This is a genomic window from Pseudoalteromonas sp. NS-SX12, from assembly GCF_057367955.1.
In genome coordinates this window covers 1946753-1964678 of sequence record NZ_CM170634.1, presented here as the reverse complement: position 1 = coordinate 1964678, position 17926 = coordinate 1946753, and the positions used below count along the sequence as shown (strand labels likewise).

General features: G+C 41.2%; 15 protein-coding genes and 5 tRNA genes. 4 read left to right on the top strand and 16 right to left on the bottom strand.

Going from position 1 to position 17926, the window contains the following annotated elements; all coding sequences use genetic code 11:
• Positions 1-46: 46 nt before the first annotated feature.
• The 11 genes from AC2IOM_RS09105 to AC2IOM_RS09055 all read right to left on the bottom strand — a co-directional run bounded on the left by AC2IOM_RS09105 (position 47) and on the right by AC2IOM_RS09055 (position 9442).
• Complete coding sequence (locus tag AC2IOM_RS09105; protein ID WP_486358173.1) at positions 47-1954, bottom strand: SurA N-terminal domain-containing protein; 1908 nt, start codon at positions 1952-1954, stop codon at positions 47-49.
• A gap of 164 nt (positions 1955-2118) precedes the next feature.
• Positions 2119-2391, bottom strand: coding sequence for a nucleoid-associated protein HU-beta (hupB, locus tag AC2IOM_RS09100; protein WP_010559673.1), 273 nt, complete (start codon positions 2389-2391; stop codon positions 2119-2121).
• Between the two features lie 204 nt (positions 2392-2595).
• Positions 2596-4953, bottom strand: coding sequence for an endopeptidase La (gene lon / locus AC2IOM_RS09095; RefSeq protein WP_486358172.1), 2358 nt, complete (start codon positions 4951-4953; stop codon positions 2596-2598).
• A 173-nt stretch (positions 4954-5126) separates the two neighbouring features.
• Positions 5127-6410, bottom strand: a complete 1284-nt coding sequence (gene clpX, locus AC2IOM_RS09090) for an ATP-dependent protease ATP-binding subunit ClpX (protein ID WP_010559671.1) — start codon at positions 6408-6410, stop codon at positions 5127-5129.
• Positions 6411-6521: 111 nt separating this feature from the next.
• Positions 6522-7133, bottom strand: a complete 612-nt coding sequence (gene clpP, locus AC2IOM_RS09085; protein ID WP_010559670.1) for an ATP-dependent Clp endopeptidase proteolytic subunit ClpP — start codon at positions 7131-7133, stop codon at positions 6522-6524.
• A 190-nt stretch (positions 7134-7323) separates the two neighbouring features.
• The gene (gene tig / locus AC2IOM_RS09080) at positions 7324-8628 is read right to left on the bottom strand and encodes a trigger factor (RefSeq protein ID WP_010559669.1); all 1305 of its coding nucleotides are present in this window, start codon (positions 8626-8628) and stop codon (positions 7324-7326) included.
• A 305-nt stretch (positions 8629-8933) separates the two neighbouring features.
• Positions 8934-9010: transfer RNA gene (locus AC2IOM_RS09075), tRNA-Pro, on the bottom strand.
• Positions 9011-9036: 26 nt separating this feature from the next.
• A tRNA-Pro gene (locus AC2IOM_RS09070) sits at positions 9037-9113 on the bottom strand.
• Between the two features lie 19 nt (positions 9114-9132).
• A tRNA-His gene (locus AC2IOM_RS09065) sits at positions 9133-9208 on the bottom strand.
• Between the two features lie 37 nt (positions 9209-9245).
• Positions 9246-9322, bottom strand: a tRNA-Arg gene (locus AC2IOM_RS09060).
• Positions 9323-9365: 43 nt separating this feature from the next.
• Positions 9366-9442: transfer RNA gene (locus tag AC2IOM_RS09055), tRNA-Pro, on the bottom strand.
• 271 nt (positions 9443-9713) lie between these two features.
• Between AC2IOM_RS09055 and folD the strand changes: the two genes are divergently transcribed.
• Entirely contained in the window at positions 9714-10568 is an 855-nt protein-coding gene (gene folD, locus AC2IOM_RS09050; RefSeq protein ID WP_010559668.1) for a bifunctional methylenetetrahydrofolate dehydrogenase/methenyltetrahydrofolate cyclohydrolase FolD, read from the top strand.
• 69 nt (positions 10569-10637) lie between these two features.
• On the opposite strand, the gene cysS is transcribed toward folD, so the two are convergent.
• Positions 10638-12014, bottom strand: a complete 1377-nt coding sequence (cysS, locus tag AC2IOM_RS09045; RefSeq protein WP_486358171.1) for a cysteine--tRNA ligase — start codon at positions 12012-12014, stop codon at positions 10638-10640.
• Positions 12015-12155: 141 nt separating this feature from the next.
• Here cysS and AC2IOM_RS09040 point away from each other — a divergent pair, with 141 nt between their 5' ends.
• Together AC2IOM_RS09040 and AC2IOM_RS09035 are read left to right on the top strand one after the other, a co-directional pair.
• A complete protein-coding gene (locus AC2IOM_RS09040) occupies positions 12156-12650 on the top strand; it encodes a peptidylprolyl isomerase (RefSeq protein WP_486358170.1) in 495 nt (164 codons plus the stop codon).
• Positions 12651-12694: 44 nt separating this feature from the next.
• On the top strand, positions 12695-13420 hold the full coding sequence (locus tag AC2IOM_RS09035; protein WP_486358169.1) for a UDP-2,3-diacylglucosamine diphosphatase: 726 nt from the start codon (positions 12695-12697) through the stop codon (positions 13418-13420).
• A gap of 24 nt (positions 13421-13444) precedes the next feature.
• Here the strand turns inward: AC2IOM_RS09035 and miaE are convergent, their stop codons facing one another.
• Positions 13445-14221 carry a tRNA isopentenyl-2-thiomethyl-A-37 hydroxylase MiaE gene (gene miaE / locus AC2IOM_RS09030; RefSeq protein ID WP_486358168.1) on the bottom strand — a complete coding sequence of 259 codons (777 nt, stop codon included), beginning with the start codon at positions 14219-14221 and terminating at the stop codon, positions 13445-13447.
• 262 nt (positions 14222-14483) lie between these two features.
• On the opposite strand from miaE, the gene AC2IOM_RS09025 reads away from it, so the two are divergent.
• Positions 14484-15086, top strand: coding sequence for a Yip1 family protein (locus tag AC2IOM_RS09025; protein ID WP_010559663.1), 603 nt, complete (start codon positions 14484-14486; stop codon positions 15084-15086).
• Between the two features lie 92 nt (positions 15087-15178).
• Here AC2IOM_RS09025 and purF read toward each other — a convergent pair whose 3' ends face one another.
• The 3 genes from purF to AC2IOM_RS09010 are packed head-to-tail and all read right to left on the bottom strand — an operon-like array spanning position 15179 to position 17925.
• Positions 15179-16699, bottom strand: coding sequence for an amidophosphoribosyltransferase (gene purF, locus AC2IOM_RS09020; RefSeq protein WP_010559662.1), 1521 nt, complete (start codon positions 16697-16699; stop codon positions 15179-15181).
• Between the two features lie 26 nt (positions 16700-16725).
• Positions 16726-17214: a CvpA family protein gene (locus AC2IOM_RS09015; protein ID WP_010559661.1), complete on the bottom strand. Its 489-nt coding sequence runs from the start codon at positions 17212-17214 to the stop codon at positions 16726-16728.
• Between the two features lie 60 nt (positions 17215-17274).
• A complete protein-coding gene (locus AC2IOM_RS09010; RefSeq protein WP_486358167.1) occupies positions 17275-17925 on the bottom strand; it encodes an SPOR domain-containing protein in 651 nt (216 codons plus the stop codon).
• Position 17926: the final 1 nt, after the last annotated feature.

Below are 17926 nucleotides of genomic sequence, written 5' to 3'. Positions count from 1 at the left end.
AGACATAAAAAAAGCGCCCTTAGGCGCTTTTTTTAATTGCGAAACATTATAAGTTTGGCTCTTGCGTTTCAACTGCTGCTGTTTTCACTTCAGCATCGTCTTTTAACGCTTCGATAAAGCTCTCATAGTGTTTATTCATTTGCTGGCGTGCAATGCCATCACGTAGCTGGTCGTTAATTTCTGCCGCTGGCGCGTCATACACTTTATTTAACACAACTAAGCTAACATCACCGTTACCAAGCGTTACTAGCTCAGCACTTTGCGCATCACTTGGTGTTGGCATTTTAAATGCTGCTTGAACTACTTCATACGATGGTGCAAACGACTGGCGTGTTACCGCTTCAGTCGAAACTACTTCAGCATTTGCTTGTGTTGCGATTTCGCTAAGTGCAGTACCTGCTTGTAGGCTTGCGAATAACTCTTGTGCTTTAGATTTTGCAAGTTCGCTCGCTTTTTGGTTCTCAAGTGTTAATTGAATACCCGCAGTTACTTCTTCAAGTGGTTTTACCGCTGCCGCTTTATGCTCTTTTGCACGAATAAACACAATGTGTTCATCAGCAATTTCAATCAGCTCAGAGTTAACACCATCTTCTAAAATCTCTACCGAAAATGCTGTATTTAATACATTAGGGTTGTTAAGTGGCGCTGGTGCGTTATTACGTGAGAATAACTCAGTGCTCTTAACTTCAACACCTGCAACTTCTGCTGCGTCTGCTAAGCTGTCTGCAACTTCAAATGCAAGATCTGCAACACGTGTTTGTACTTCATAAAATTGATTTAAACGTTTATCAAGTTCTAACTGCGCTTTGATATCTGCAGATACTTCAGCAAGTTCTTTTACTTGCTCTGGCTCGTAATCTGTTAGTTTAATGATGTGGTAACCGAATTCTGTTTTTACGATTTCAGAAATATCGCCTACGCTTTCAAGCGCGAACGCTGCTGTTTCAAACTCAGGGTCCATCATATCGCGGTCAATCCAATCAAGATCACCGCCTAGCTCTGCACTGACTAAATCATCTGACTTTTCTTCAGCTAGCTTTGCAAAATCAGCACCGTTTTGTAACTCAGCTAAAATCTCTTCCGCTTTTGCTTGAGCAGCTGCATCGTCTTCTAAGTTCTCAACAAGAATATGTGCCACACGACGACGCTCAGGCTCCATGTATAGTGCCTTGTTTTCTTCGTAATTAGCTGCAACTTCAGCGTCTGTTACCGCCTCTTCAAGTGGTAGCTCTGAACCTTTTAACTCAATGTACTCTAATGCCACCATTTCAGGTGCCATAAACTGGTTTTGATTAAGCTGATAGTATTCTTTAATTTCGTCTTCTGAAACCACTACGTCTGATTTGAAGTTTGCAGCGCTTAACGTCACAGTTTCAATATCACGTAATTGGTTTTGCAGTTTTACTGCGCTCGCAAGCTCGTTATCTAACGTGAAGTCAGTTGCAATTAACGCTGTCGCTAATTGGTTTAGCGTCATTTCTTTACGTAAGTAATCGCGGAAACCATCTGGTTGATAGTTCATTTGGCGAATTACTTGAAGGTAGCGATCATTATTAAACTGACCAGCAACTTGAAATGCAGGAATATTGCGGATTTCTTTTTTGATTGCTTCGTCGCTTACACGCAAGCCTAGTTCTTGTGCAAGTTGCATTTGTAGTTCTTGTTGCACTAGGCGTTGCATTACGTTTTCACGCATACGTGCAACATATGCAGGGTCTGACGCGATTTGTGAAAAATATTCACCAAATTGCTGCTCTAGACGACTGCGTTCATTCTCGTAAGCACGAGCGAAGCTCATCTGGCTAATTTCCTTGCCATTGACAGTTGCAACAGGCGTTTCCGTAGGTTGACCTAAATAACTACCAATACCGGCAAGAGCAAATGATAAAATCACTAAGGTTAAAATGACTTTTGCCGTAGCACCTTGTGAGCCTTCTCTAATTCTCTCTAGCATTGTTTTTCTCTTTTATTCTGTTTCAGTGTCAATTTCAGACTGAAATTACAGGACGCTATATATGTAAAAAGCGCATCTTAGCAGATGCGCCTTTTTACTTGAAGATTAAAATTGCTGTTTCAAAGGTTATTTTGAAATTGGCAAGTTTAGCCTTCTACAGTCAATTAGTTTACTGCGTCTTTTAGCGCTTTACCTGCTTTAAAAGATGGAATATTTGCTGCAGCAATCTCAATTGATTCACCAGTTTGTGGGTTACGGCCTGTACGAGCAGCACGCTCACGTACTGAGAAAGTACCAAAACCTACTAATGCAACAGAATCACCGTCTTTAAGTGCACCTGTTACTGATTCGATAAATGAATCTAACGCACGGCCTGCCGCTGCTTTAGAAATATCTGCATCTGTTGCGATTTGATCAACTAGTTGAGACTTGTTCACTATATCATCCCCTTCCATTGTTATTATTTAATCGTGGTATAAGACCACACAAAGGCTAAGTTAATGCACCAAAATAATGCGTTAAATTAACAATAAAAATTCGCGCTAATCACCGTATTTAAAGGGCTAGCAAAATTACAGTGCCTAAATTAGCACAGACATTTTATTTGAAAAGCCCTTTTCGACGGTTTTTGATGAATTTTTTTAATTTTTTGCCGTTTCGATTGAAAAACTAGCAACTGGCTCGGCTAAAGCGAGTTCAAGTACCTCTTCAATTCGCTTAACAGGGTGGATAGAAAGCCCTTCCATTACGTTTTCTGGGATCTCTTTTAAGTCACGCTCATTCTCTTTTGGAATAATCACGGTCTTAATGCCACCACGGTGTGCCGCTAACAGCTTTTCTTTTAAGCCGCCAATTGGCAATACTTCACCGCGTAAGGTGATTTCACCTGTCATCGCCACTTCTGAGCGCACGGGATTGCCCGTTAAGCTCGATACAAGTCCTGTCACCATTGCAATACCCGCACTTGGGCCATCTTTTGGTGTCGCACCTTCTGGTACGTGAACGTGAATATCGCGTTTTTCGTAGAAATCTTCATTAATGCGCAGCGCTTCAGCACGGCTACGTACTACTGTCATTGCCGCTTGAATCGACTCTTGCATTACATCGCCAAGTGAACCTGTGTAGTTAAGCTTACCTTTACCCGCCATTGACGCACATTCGATAGTCAGCAAATCACCGCCTACCTCAGTCCATGCAAGACCGGTTACCTGACCGACTTTATTACTGTCTTCCGCTTTGCCGTAATCATGACGCTTAACGCCGAGATAGTCTTCAAGGTTGTCTTCATTGATTACTACTTGTTTCAGTGACTTATCAAGTAAGATGTTCTTAACTGCCTTACGACACAGCTTTGAAATTTCACGCTCTAAGCTACGCACACCCGCTTCACGGGTGTAGTAACGAATAATGCCGATAATTGCGCTGTCTTCAATTGATATTTCAGACTCTTTTAATCCATTGCGCTTAATTTGCTTTGGAATTAAATGACGAATTGAAATATTCAGCTTTTCATCTTCGGTGTAACCAGAAAGACGAATAACTTCCATACGATCCAGTAACGGACCTGGAATATTGAAGCTGTTTGACGTTGCCACAAACATTACATCGCTCAAGTCGTAGTCAACTTCTAAGTAATGGTCGTTAAAGCTCGTATTTTGTTCAGGATCAAGCACTTCTAATAATGCTGATGACGGATCACCACGCATATCAGATGACATTTTATCGATTTCATCTAATAGGAATAGCGGGTTTTTAACGCCTACTTTCGACATATTCTGTACGATTTTACCCGGCATAGAGCCGATGTAAGTACGACGGTGACCGCGAATTTCAGCTTCGTCACGCACGCCACCGAGTGCCATACGCACGTACTTACGGCCTGTTGAGCGAGCAATTGATTGACCTAGCGACGTTTTACCTACACCAGGAGGACCTACTAAGCATAAAATTGGACCTTTTAGCTTATTGGTGCGGTGTTGAACTGCAAGATACTCAATAATGCGTTCTTTTACTTTATCAAGACCATAGTGATCGGCATCTAAAATCTCTTCTGCTTTCGCAAGATCTTTTTTCACCTTAGAGCGTTTTTTCCAAGGTACACCTATCATAGTATCGATGTAAGTACGTACCACTGTCGCCTCAGCAGACATTGGTGACATCATCTTCAGCTTGTTTAGCTCAGACTTGGTCTTTTCTTCTGCTTCTGCCGGCATTGCCGCTTCTTCAATTTTTTTGGTTAGGCCTTCAAACTCATCAGGTACATCATCCATGTCACCCAATTCTTTTTGAATCGCTTTCATCTGCTCATTGAGGTAATACTCACGCTGGCTTTTTTCCATTTGCTTTTTAACGCGTGAACGAATCTTCTTCTCAACTTGCAATAAGTCAATTTCGCCTTCCATCAGCGCCATTAAAAACTCTAAACGCTCTTTAACATCAGCGTATTCGAGCGCTTTTTGCTTTTCAGAAACTTTAAGCGGCATATGTGCAGCCATGGTATCAGCTAGGCGTGCTGTTTCTTCAATACCTTGCACTGAGCTTAATACTTCTGGCGCAATCTTTTTATTTAGCTTAACGTAGCCTTCAAACTGGCTTACCGCGCTGCGCATAAATACATCTTGCTCAGCTTCTGGGATTTCAGTTGATTCTAAAAACTCAGCAGTCGCAACAAAAAACTCATCAGTGCTTACAAATTCTTTTACTGCAGCACGTTGCGTACCTTCAACAAGTACTTTTACTGTACCGTCTGGTAGTTTTAATAACTGTAAAATAGTAGCAACTGTGCCTACTTCGTAAATATCTGACGCTTCTGGCTCATCAATATTTGAGTCTTTTTGTGCAACAAGCAACACTTGCTTATCGTTATCCATTGCGGCTTCTAAGCATTTTATTGACTTTTCACGGCCAACAAAGAGCGGAATAACCATGTGTGGATACACAACTACATCGCGTAATGCGAGAACTGGAATTTCAATCGTATCGGTACGTTCAAGGGTCATACTTGTTCCTTGCGTAAAACTGGTAACTTTAGCTTTTTTAAACTGTATTCAGTTTAGTCAGCAAATTATAAATTTTTAGATTATTTGTGAATATGGGGATAGTTAATCAAGAGATCAATGCTTTTATAAAAAAAGGAGCCATTTGGCCCCTTTTTCGTTCAATAATCAAACAACTATTCTGATACTGCTTTATCAGGCGTTGCATTCTCGTAAATCAGAATTGGGTCTGACTCACCTTTGATTACTGTTTCATCGATTACGACTTTTGATACTTCATCCATTGATGGTAACTCATACATAGTATCAAGCAGTACACCTTCAACAATTGAACGTAGGCCACGTGCACCTGTTTTGCGCTCCATTGCTTTATGCGCAATCGCTTTAAGTGCATCTTCGCGGAATTCTAGCTCAACGTTTTCCATTTCAAACAATGAACCATATTGCTTGGTTAATGCGTTTTTCGGCTCACTTAAGATTTGCACAAGTGCAGCCTCGTCAAGCTCGCCTAGTGTTGCAACAACAGGTAGACGACCAATAAACTCAGGAATAAGACCATATTTAACCAAGTCTTCTGGTTCAACGTCTTGGAACGCTTCCGTAAGTGAACGTTTTGAGTCGCTTGATTTTACATCGACACCAAAGCCAATACCGGTATTTTTGCTACCACGTGCTTCAATCACTTTATCTAGGCCAGCAAATGCACCGCCACAGATAAATAAGATTTTAGAAGTATCTACTTGTAGAAACTCTTGCTGTGGATGCTTACGGCCACCTTGTGGTGGAACTGACGCAACCGTACCTTCAATTAGCTTAAGTAATGCTTGCTGCACACCTTCACCCGATACATCACGGGTAATCGATGGGTTGTCTGCTTTACGTGAAATTTTGTCAATTTCATCAATATAAACAATACCACGCTGCGCTTTTTCAACATCGTAATCGCATTTCTGTAGCAGCTTTTGAATGATGTTTTCGACATCTTCACCCACGTAACCTGCTTCAGTTAACGTGGTTGCATCTGCCATCGTAAATGGTACATCAAGTAGCTTAGCCATGGTTTCAGCAAGCAATGTTTTACCACTACCTGTTGGACCGATAAGCAAAATATTACTTTTACCTAGCTCTACAGGGTTTTTGCCAGTTAAATGACGTAAACGTTTGTAGTGATTGTATACTGCAACCGAAAGTACTTTCTTCGCATGCTCTTGACCAATTACATAGTCATCTAAGTTACTGCGAATTTCTTTTGGTGTTGGTAAGCGATCTTGGCTAGCTTGCGCTGGCGCAATATCTTTTATTTCTTCACGAATAATGTCATTACACAGTTCAACACACTCATCACAGATATACACTGATGGTCCTGCGATAAGTTTACGAACTTCGTGCTGGCTTTTACCACAAAATGAGCAGTAGAGTAATTTTCCGCTCTTATCGCCGTCACTCCGATTTTCAGACATTAAGCTACCTCTTAATATTCTTCCCGACCTTTTTATTTTACCTAAATAAAAGGCGTTTGTTTACAACGAGCTTCTTTACCATTATGGCAAAGGTTTATTAGCAACGCTAAATTAATCTCGCTGTGAAAGTATGCCGTCAACTAAACCGTAGTCAACTGCTTGCTGAGCACTCATAAAGTTGTCACGATCTGTATCATTCGATACAACTTCTAACGGCTGTCCAGTGTGCTCGGCCATTAATCTATTTAGTTTATCTTTGATTGATAAAATTTCTTTAGCATGAATTTCAAAATCAGATGCCTGACCTTGGAAGCCACCCAGTGGTTGGTGAATCATCACACGAGAATTTGGTAAACAGAAACGTTTGCCTTTAGTACCACCAGATAACAAAAATGCGCCCATGCTTGCCGCTTGACCAATACATACCGTACTGATATTTGGCTTGATAAACTTCATGGTGTCGTAAATTGCCATACCCGCGGTAACCGAGCCACCTGGCGAGTTAATATAAATAAAAATGTCTTTTTCAGGGTTTTCTGATTCTAAAAACAATAATTGAGCCACAATTAAGTTAGCCATATTGTCTTCAACTTGACCTGTTAGAAAGATAACACGTTCTTTTAATAATCGCGAATAGATGTCGTATGAGCGCTCACCTTTAGCAGTTTGCTCAACTACCATAGGCACTAATGCATTTAAAGGATCGACTGGGTTATTTAACATTATTAATACTTTCCTTTTGTGCTAACAAAGTCCAAACGTAATTTTGTTAACATATGACGCTGAAACTATGCGGAATTAACATTCCAACTGATTATCAGATTACCGGCAATAAAAATGGCCCGGTACAAACTGCAAATTTTGCAGAGATACACGAGCCATTTAATCGTTAGCTAACGTTTAAGTCAATGACTTATTGCGCAGCTTGTGGATTCATGATGTCGTCAAAGCCTTTTGCTACTTCTGAAACAGTTGCTTTTGCAAGTACTGAATCAATTGCAGCTTCTTCAAGCGCTACATTACGCATCTGTTGCATAAGTTGCTCGTTTGACTTGTAGTACTCAACAACTTCAGTCGGATCTTCGTATGCTGAAGCCATAGTAGCGATTAGTTCTTCAACTTTAGCGTCGTCTGCTTTGATCTCGTTTGACTTGATTACTTCACCTAAAAGTAGGCCAGTCTTTACGCGAGTCGCTGCTTGCTCTTGGAATAGTTCAGCAGGAAGCTCAGGCATGTTTTTAGCGTCGCCGCCAAAACGTTGTGCAGCTTGCTGACGAAGTACGTCGATTTCTTGACCGATAAGTGCTTTAGGCGCTTCGATTTCGTTAGTTTCAAGAAGACCTTTAATTACCTGATCTTTAACCTGTGCTTTAACAGCTTGGTCAAGTTCACGGCTCATGTTTTTCTTCACTTCTTCTTTAAGTGCGTCTAAACCGCCTTCTGCAACACCGAATGTTACTGCGAATTCATCTGTAAGTTCAGGAAGCTCTTGAACTTCAACTTTGTTTACAGTGATAGTGAACTGAGCAGGCTTACCTTTAAGGTTTTCTGCGTGGTATTCTTCAGGGAAAGTTACGTCAACAACAACTTCTTCGCCCGCTTTCTTACCAACGATGCCGTCTTCGAAACCTGGGATCATACGACCTTGACCAAGTTCTAGTGGGAAGTTTTCAGCTTTACCGCCTTCAAACTCTTCACCGTCGATAGTACCTACGAAATCGATTGTTACACGGCTTTCTGCTGCAGCTGCTTCTTCAGTTTCAACCCAAGTAGCGTGCTGCTTGCGAAGTGTTACAAGCATGTTTTCAAGATCTGCGTCAGTTACTTCTGCAACTGGTTTCTCTACTGAGATTTTTTCTAAATCTTTGATTTCAACTTCTGGGTAAACTTCAAAAGTTGCAGAGAATTCTAGGTCTTTACCAGCTTCAAGCGTTTTTGGCTCAAATGAAGGCGCGCCAGCTGGGTTTAGTTTCTCAGCGATTACCGCATCAATGTACTGACGTTGCATAAGGTCACCAGCAACTTCTTGACGTACTGCTGCACCGTAACGCTTATTGATGATAGACACAGGAACCTTGCCTGGACGGAAACCATCGATACGCTGTGTTTTTGAAAGTTGTTGTAAGCGTTTTTTAACTTCTGTATCAATGTTCTCAGCTGGAACAGTGATTGTAATGCGGCGCTCTAGGCCTTGAGTAGTCTCAACAGAAACTTGCATGTTTTACCTCAATCTTTTAAATATGGCGTTTTTACGCCTTCCTTTACCCAGTGACATGTGCAAAAAAGAGTGTGTATCGCTTTATTGCTCACTGTGGAATAACCCTAATACCAATCTGATAATCAAACCATCAAATTTGCTTATCAGATTGGTATGAAGCGTTTCAAGTTAAACTTTAGACGCGGCATTATAACGCAATAATTGAGATAGTCGAGCATCCTAGTGAAATTAATGAAAATGGATAAAAACACGGATAATTTCGATGAATTTTGAAGCAAAATGAAAGATTTTTGAGGGAGATAAAGTGGTCGGCGTTGCAGGATTTGAACCTGCGACCCCTTGGACCCAAACCAAGTGCGCTACCAAGCTGCGCTAAACGCCGACTATAAGATATGTGTACTGTAAAAATGGTCGGCGTTGCAGGATTTGAACCTGCGACCCCTTGGACCCAAACCAAGTGCGCTACCAAGCTGCGCTAAACGCCGAAACAGTACTAAAGTAAGATGGGGCGACTGACGAGACTTGAACTCGCGACAACCGGAATCACAATCCAGGGCTCTACCAACTGAGCTACAGCCGCCACTACTTTATGCAGTGTGTTGTTTACTTTTATAAAATGGCGCACCCGGAAGGATTCGAACCTTCGACCGACGGCTTAGAAGGCCGTTGCTCTATCCGGCTGAGCTACGGGCGCATTTCGAACCACACCTTACGTGCAGAAACCCTTTATAAAAAAGTGGTCGGCGTTGCAGGATTTGAACCTGCGACCCCTTGGACCCAAACCAAGTGCGCTACCAAGCTGCGCTAAACGCCGACTGTTTTGAACATTCATGTGAGTGCTCGTAAACAACGGGGTGCATAATAGTGATTTGACCTTGCCCCGTCAAACCTTTTTTTTGAAAAAACTGTTCAACTGGTTAAATTTAACCCTAAGTGTTCACATTTTGTTAAAAGCATGACTTTAACGCATAAAAGATAACCAAACATATCGGACATTTGTCCGCTAACACCTGTTGGCTATTGTTTAAATTCATGAGAAAATGCGCCCCACTCCACACTTTAGTATCTTATATGTAGGTTTTTTAATGTCAGCAAACATCATTGACGGCAAAGCAATTGCAAAACAAGTTAGAACATCTGTTGCAGAACGTGTAGCAGAACGTAAAGCACAAGGACTACGCGCCCCCGGCCTAGCGGTTGTGTTAGTAGGTCAAGATCCTGCTAGTCAAGTTTATGTTGGCTCAAAACGTAAGGCATGTGAAGAAGTGGGTTTTGTGTCTAAGTCGTTCGATTTACCTGGTGATGCAACACAACAGCAACTACTCGATTTAGTAGAACAGCTAAACAATGACTCAGAAGTTGACGGTATCTTAGTACAGTTACCGTTACCTGAAGGTTTAGACGCAGAGCAAATCTTAGAAAGAATTACACCACATAAAGATGTTGATGGCTTCCACCCTTATAACGTAGGTCGATTAGCACAGCGTATGCCTGCGCTTCGTCCATGTACTCCTAAAGGTATTATCACATTGCTTGATTCAACTGGCGTTAAATACAAAGGTATGGACGCAGTGGTTGTTGGTGCATCTAATATTGTAGGTCGCCCAATGGCGTTAGAACTGTTACTTGCTGGTTGTACAACAACGGTTTGTCATAAGTTTACTAAAAACCTTGAAGAGCACGTTCGCCGTGCTGACTTAGTCGTTGTGGCTGTAGGTAAAGCTGAATTTATTCCTGGTGAGTGGATTAAAAAAGGCGCAATTGTTATTGATGTAGGTATTAACCGTTTAGAGTCAGGTCAACTAGTGGGTGATGTGGCATATGATGTTGCAGCTGAAAACGCGAGCTTTATTACCCCTGTACCAGGTGGTGTTGGCCCAATGACAGTGGCGAGCTTAATTGCTAACACGCTTGAAGCATGTGAGACATATCACAGCTAGAGTTTAGAGTTCTAATCCCAATAAAAAAGGTTGCCGTGGCAACCTTTTTTATTGTTCAAACTTAAAAAGTTAAGCTTTACGCCACGTTGTTTTACCTGTGCTATCCTCTAGCACAACACCCATAGCGGTTAGCTTATCACGGGCTTCATCTGCTAGTGCCCAGTTTTTGTCAGCACGTGCTTGATTACGCTGTAAAATCAGCGCTTCAATTTCTGCTACTTCATCATCGGCTTGCTCACCTTGCAAAAAGCTTTCAGGATCTTGCTGTGCGATGCCTAGAATTTCACCGAGTGTTTTAAGAATAAATGCAAGTTGACCAGCTTGGTTCGCATCTTCATCTTTTAAACGGTTAATTTCTTTTGCCAGTTCAAAAATAACAGGCAATGCTTCAGGTGTATTAAAATCATCATTCATCGCAGTGTTGAAGCGTACTACATAGTCATTTTCAAGTGATGTTTCGACCACCTCAACACCACGAAGTGCGGTATAGATACGCTCCATTGCTGCACGCGCTTGTTCTAAATTCTCGGTTGAGTAATTTAGCTGGCTACGATAATGACCGTTAATTAAGAAAAAGCGTACCGATTCACGATCATACTCTTTCAGTACATCACGCAAAGTAAAGAAGTTGCCTAACGACTTAGACATTTTTTCTTTATTTACTTGTACCATGCCAGTGTGGATCCACGTATTCACATACTTTTCACCGGTAGCGCAGCATGACTGGGCAATTTCATTCTCGTGGTGAGGGAATTGTAAATCTGAACCACCGCCGTGAATATCAAAATGCGCGCCTAAATGCTTGTTGCTCATTGCTGAACATTCAATATGCCAACCTGGGCGACCTTCTCCCCACGGGCTTGACCATGATGGTTCGTCTGCTTTAGCTTTTTTCCAAAGTACAAAATCAAGTGGATCGTCTTTGCCTACAGCAACGTCTACGCGCGCGCCTGCCTGCAACATATCTAAATCTTGTTGCGACAGTGAACCGTACTGCTCAAAGGTTGATACATCGAAAAGCACATCACCGTTGCTTGCTACATAGGCATGCTTTTTTTCAATCAAACGTTCAATCATCTCAATGATTTCATCCATATGACCGGTTACTGTTGGCTCGATATCAGCTGGCAACATATTCAGAGCATCAAAATCTTCGTGCATCGCTTTGGTCATACGTACGGTTAGCGCATCAATTGCTTCGCCATTTTCGTTTGCACGTTTAATAATTTTATCATCAACGTCTGTGATATTACGCACATAAGTAACATCAAAGCCACTGTAGCGAAGAAAACGATTCATCACATCAAACGACACATACGTGCGTGCATGACCAACGTGACAGTAATCATAAATGGTGATACCACACACATACATGCCTACTTTGCCAGCTACAAGTGGTTTAAAGGCTTCTTTTTGTCGTGTAAGTGTGTTGTAAATCTGCAACATTTATAATTTCCTCTATGTTTGCGCATACTAAAGCGGCATTTTAACATGGTTGTGGTTAACGGATAAATCTTTCTTTGTTCTATTACCAGATATTTTATAAAATAGCCTGACACTTATTAAAAACTAACAGTTGGAATAAACATGGTTACTATTAAAACCAATTTTGGCGACATCAAAATCGCTTTAAATGCAGAAAAAGCACCGAAAACAGTAGAAAACTTTATTAACTACGTAAAATCGGGTTTTTACGACGGTACTATCTTCCACCGTGTTATTGACGGCTTTATGGTTCAAGGTGGTGGTTTCACTGCTGATATGGAACAAAAAGACGTTCAAGCACCAATTGAAAACGAAGCAAATAACGGCCTAGAAAATAAAGTAGGTACGATTGCAATGGCGCGTACGCCAGATCCACACTCAGCAACAGCACAGTTTTTCATTAATGTGAACAACAATGACTTCTTAAACTTCACTAGCGAAACATCGCAAGGTTGGGGTTACTGTGTATTTGGCGAGATTGTTGAAGGCATGGACATCGTAGAGAAAATCAAAGCAGTACCAACAGGTAGTTATGGTTTCCACCAAGACGTACCGCTTGATTCAGTTGTGATTGAAAGCGTAACTATCGACGCTTAATAAGCATATTTGCCTCGGGTAACTGGGGCAAATTCTTATCTATTATGAATAAAACCTACTTTATTGCAGATCTGCACTTAAGCGACGACACCTCCTTGATCAATCAAGGCTTTTTTAACTTTATAGATAACTTAAAGCAGAACGCAAAATCGGTAGATGCCCTGTATATTTTGGGTGACTTTTTTGAAGCCTGGATTGGCGATGACAATCAAACAGCACTCAATCAAAAAGTTGCCAATAAATTAAACGAATTGAGTCAGGCAGGCATCAAACTCTATTTTACCCATGGTAATCGCGACTTTTTAATTAAAAAGCGCTACGCCAAAGCCTGCAATATGACACTCCTGCCTGAGCAAACAGTCATTAATTTATACGGCACGCCAACGCTAGTTTGTCATGGCGATGAGCTTTGCACCGACGATATCGAATACCAAAAATTTCGTAAAAAAAGTCGCTCTTGGTGGTGGCAAACATTAATGCTTAATTTACCGCTCAGTTTTCGCCAAAAAAAAGCGGCTAAGATTCGTGCTCACAGCAAACAATCAAAAAAAATGAAGTCACAGGCCATTATGGATGTTAACGAGCAAGCTGTGAGTGACACCTTTACTAAATTTAACGTCAGCCAGATGATCCACGGCCACACTCACCGCCCTAATGTGCATAAGTATGATAATAATAAAACGCGCTATGTACTTGGCGATTGGTATACTGATTTATGGTATATCGAGGCATCACAACAAGGCATTAAACTGATTAGCGAGCCTTTATAAAATGTAACACAATCCAAAAGAGCGCTAACTGCGCTCTTTTGGTTTTCCACTGTGAAATTTAAAATCATCATCCGGTGATGAAATAAGCTCGGCTTCTATTTCACCGAAGAACTTTACGCGATCGGAAATATCTTCTCCGGCAACTTGCTCTGCAAGGGCCAGATAATCTTCATAATGACGCGCTTCTGAGCGAAGCAATGAAATATAGAACTTACACAATTCATCATCTAAGTGTGATGCGAGCTTGGCAAAACGCTCGCAAGAACGTGCCTCAATGTAAGCGCCACAAATCAGTTTATCAACCAAGATTGCAGGCTCGTGGGTACGTACATGAGTCATCATGCCTTTAGCGTAACGGCTTGCCGTAATATTTTCATATTCAATACCACGAGCAACCATTATCTCTAATACTTGGTAAAAATGATGAAGCTCTTCTTTAATTAGCAATACCATTTTATCAATTAAGTCTTGGCCAAAGTTAGAGTCACTCTTTGGCACAACTTCTTTACTTAATTTGTAATGTTCAGCCAAGGATTCAAGCGAACCTTCTTTTTTATAGACAAACTTCTCATAAGGCTGAAACCACTCAAGCAAAGCTTGGCCACTTTTTTTGTCTGCGGCATATTTACGAATTAGCCACATAGCCGTTTGCCCAGCTTTTAATTCACAAATTAAATGATCGAGTAATAAAACAGGTAAGTTTTCTGCTTTTTTGGCTTCAGTGATCCATTCATCGGGAGTTTCACACTGTAAAAACTGATAAATGGGCGCTAATAGTTCCTGATATTTCGCTAGACTCATATCTATGTTAGACAAAAATGAATAATAATTAATTTTATCATAACAACTTAAACTAAGTCTTGATTCTTCTTGCACCGCCTTTGCTTAGATTGCTCTTTATCAGATTTCAAAAGCAACCCTAAATTATATTTCTTGACATTTTATTAACAATAACCAATAAGTAGTAGTGAGCTTGTTTAAAAAAACAACAAACGCTAAGTGATGAATTTGAAGTCAAAAACCACATTAGCCAATCCGTTTAGGGTAATACAAGGAACACAATATGATATTAAATCATCTTTGGGGCTTATATGCTCACCCAAAAGAAGAATGGCAAACAATTGATGCTCGCCACGAAAGCTTTGGGTACAGCATGTCACACATTTTACTGATTGCTTTAGTACCAAGCATTATGGGGTATTTTTCATCGGTTTACTTAGGCTGGAGTGTTGGCGTAGGCGACCGGATTTTCTTAACTGAATCAAGTGCAATGCTACTTGCGATATCAATGTACTTCGCCCTTATTGCCGGCGTATTTACACTTGCCTACCTAGCGCATTGGATGGCAATTACGTTTGGTGCAGAGCCAAGCTATACACAAACACTTGAGCTTGCAGCTTACACTTCAACACCTATTTTTATGTCGGCGCTTGCTGCGGTATATCCAGAGCTTTGGTTTATCGTGATTGTGGGTTGTGGCGCGGTCGCTTACTCAGTGTACTTACTGTATACCGGCGTGCCTATTTTAATGCACATTCCTGAAGAGCGAGGTTTTATTTACGCAAGTTCAGTAGTGACCTGCGGTTTAGTGTTACTGGTGATAATTCTTGCGGCAACCGCAATTATGTGGACATCGGGCTTTGGACCTATGTTTACATCAGGCTAAAATCAATTAATTCCTATTTCCAGCAAACTATATAGTTAATAAAAACAAAAAGGAGCTTTAAGCTCCTTTTTTATCGATTAACTTCTTAGAAATTATTCACTCGCATCTTGGTTATGAAGCTCTAAACCCGATGACATCGCTGATTCGCGACCAGATTTAGCCGCATCATTACGCAGTGCATCGATACGATTTAAGTAAGCTTGGTCAATATCACCTGTAACGTAGTTACCATCGAAAACAGATGTTTCGAAGTTGCTGATTTCAGGGTTTTCTTTACTTACAGCACTAATAAGATCAGGCAGTGATTGATAAATTAGGCCATCTGCACCAATGCTTGCATTGATATCTTCAACTTCGCGGCCATGTGCAATCAGCTCTTGCGCTGATGGCATATCAACACCATATACGTTCGGGAAACGAATTTCCGGTGCTGCTGATGCAAAATAAACATTCTTAGCACCTGCTTCGCGCGCCATTTCAACAATCTGTGCCGATGTTGTACCACGTACAATTGAGTCATCTACAAGTAATACGTTTTTGCCTTTAAACTCTTGTGCGATGGCATTTAGCTTACGGCGAACCGATTTTTTACGTAGTTCTTGACCTGGCATAATGAAAGTACGGCCAATGTAACGGTTTTTAACGAAGCCCTGACGATAAGGAAGGTCAAGTACGTTTGCCATTTCTAGCGCGATATCACACGAAGTTTCAGGAATTGGAATAACAACATCAATTTCTTTGTCAGCCCATTCGCGTTTTACTTTTTCACCTAGTTTAGTACCCATGTTTACACGTGCAGCGTAAACCGAGATTTTATCGATTGTCGAATCTGGACGTGCGAAGTATACAAATTCGAAAATACATGGGCTGTATGCTGCATTTTGTGCACAATGCTGTGAATGTAGCTGACCATCTTTTGATACAAAAATGGCTTCGCCTGGCGCAACATCACGAATAAATTCAAAACCACACGCATCAAGTGCAACACTTTCTGATGCAAACATGTACTCAACACCTTGCTCAGTTTCGCGTTTACCAAATACCAGTGGGCGAATACCGTTAGCATCACGAAATGCGATCATACCGTGGCCGATAATCATCGCAATTGACGCGTAACCACCAACAACTTTGCTGTTTACAGTCGTTACCGCAGTAAATACATCTTCTGGCGATAGCTCAAGTTTATTCGGTTTGGCTAGTTCATGGGCTAAGATATTCAGTAATACTTCTGAATCTGATGTGGTGTTAACGTGGCGCTTTGCTGTTTTGAACAAATCTTCTTTTAACGCTTCTGCATTGGTTAAGTTGCCATTGTGCGCAAGCGCAATACCAAATGGCGAGTTTACATAAAACGGTTGTGCTTCAGCTGAGCTTGAAGAACCAGCCGTTGGGTAACGAACATGACCAATACCCATATCGCCTTGTAAACGCTTCATATGGCGTGTGTGAAATACATCTTTCACTAGGCCATTGTCTTTACGTAAGCTAAAGGTGTTATTGTCAATGGTAATAATACCCGCCGCATCCTGACCACGGTGCTGTAAAACGGTTAAACCGTCATAAAGAGTTTGATTTACCGGGGTAGTTCCGACGATACCAACGATACCACACATGAGAAAAATCCTCGCCTGATAAGGGGTTATTGAGTTAAGAAGCTTGAATTATCTTCGAGGTATTCAAAAAACCATTCGATAATAAAGCTAAACTCTGGAATTAAACTTGAACTACTCCACCAGTCTTTACTTGGGGCACTGGTGAAAGCATCGAGAAAAAATAATAGTGCACTAATTATGAGCACGCCACGCAATGCGCCAAACACTAGACCAATAATTCGGTCTGTACCTGATAAACCTGTGCGCTGAACGAGTTCTCCAAGTACATAATTCACTAAACTGCCAACAATCAAGGTAGAGAAAAACAAGATTGCGATTGCAGCGCCATTACGTACTAGGGGTTCGGAGATAGTGTCAGCAAGGAAGACGGCGAGATGTTCATAAAACATGCTTGAGATAAAAAAGGCAGCGATCCAAACAGCAAGCGACATTGCTTCTTTAACAAAGCCGCGCATCAAACTTACTAAGGATGAAAGTCCGATGATACCCAAAATGGTGTAATCTACCCAGATCATATTAACCTGCCCTTTTATGTTTCGCGCGCATTTTATATAAGCTTACGCCTAATTGCCAGCTCAATTTGTGATTTCAAATTGTGTCACTCGGCCATTCAGCTTGGTTAATTTTTTCAATTGGGGTAATTGTGATTCTAACTTTTGCTTATCTAACTCAGGCCCTACAAACACTTTTGTTAGTGTGCCTGATGGGGTTTTAATCGGTTTTGTAAACGCGGTAAAGCCCGCACCTTTAAGCTTCGCAAGTAACGATTCAACGTTCGCTTTATGAGAAAAACTACCTAATTGAATCACCCAAGCGAAATCCTCAAGATTGCTTTTTTCAGGTCGTTTAACCGCAACTTTCGGTTCAACTTTAGTATCGTTCACCGTTGGTGTTTCACCTAAATCAACCGTTGCAACTTTCTTTTCTTCCGTAAACTCGGCTTCATTTTGCGCTTGTTCGACTAAATCACTATTGAATGGCGAATTGTCGCCTTCATCGATTGCGTCTTCTTCAATCACTGGCGTACTTGGCAATGACTCACGTGCAAGTACTTGATCGGGTTCTGGATCTAAATCGATAGCTTTAAATTCTGGGCGTTCAGGTATATCTTTAAACGTTTCGCGTTTTTGTACTTTTTCGCCATCTAATATATTAGGAATAAATACAATCGCCGCTGTTACAACAATAACCGTACCCACTAAGCGATTGATAAATTGACTATTCACC

Coding starts and splice junctions, on each gene's coding strand:
- AC2IOM_RS09105 (WP_486358173.1), bottom strand. CDS start 1,954: ATGCTAGAGAGAATTAGAGAAGGCTCACAAGGTGCTACGGCAAAAGTC.
- lon (WP_486358172.1), bottom strand. CDS start 4,953: ATGACCCTTGAACGTACCGATACGATTGAAATTCCAGTTCTCGCATTA.
- clpX (WP_010559671.1), bottom strand. CDS start 6,410: ATGTCTGAAAATCGGAGTGACGGCGATAAGAGCGGAAAATTACTCTAC.
- clpP (WP_010559670.1), bottom strand. CDS start 7,133: ATGTTAAATAACCCAGTCGATCCTTTAAATGCATTAGTGCCTATGGTA.
- tig (WP_010559669.1), bottom strand. CDS start 8,628: ATGCAAGTTTCTGTTGAGACTACTCAAGGCCTAGAGCGCCGCATTACA.
- folD (WP_010559668.1), top strand. CDS start 9,714: ATGTCAGCAAACATCATTGACGGCAAAGCAATTGCAAAACAAGTTAGA.
- cysS (WP_486358171.1), bottom strand. CDS start 12,014: ATGTTGCAGATTTACAACACACTTACACGACAAAAAGAAGCCTTTAAA.
- AC2IOM_RS09040 (WP_486358170.1), top strand. CDS start 12,156: ATGGTTACTATTAAAACCAATTTTGGCGACATCAAAATCGCTTTAAAT.
- AC2IOM_RS09035 (WP_486358169.1), top strand. CDS start 12,695: ATGAATAAAACCTACTTTATTGCAGATCTGCACTTAAGCGACGACACC.
- miaE (WP_486358168.1), bottom strand. CDS start 14,221: ATGAGTCTAGCGAAATATCAGGAACTATTAGCGCCCATTTATCAGTTT.
- AC2IOM_RS09025 (WP_010559663.1), top strand. CDS start 14,484: ATGATATTAAATCATCTTTGGGGCTTATATGCTCACCCAAAAGAAGAA.
- purF (WP_010559662.1), bottom strand. CDS start 16,699: ATGTGTGGTATCGTTGGTATCGTCGGAACTACCCCGGTAAATCAAACT.
- AC2IOM_RS09015 (WP_010559661.1), bottom strand. CDS start 17,214: ATGATCTGGGTAGATTACACCATTTTGGGTATCATCGGACTTTCATCC.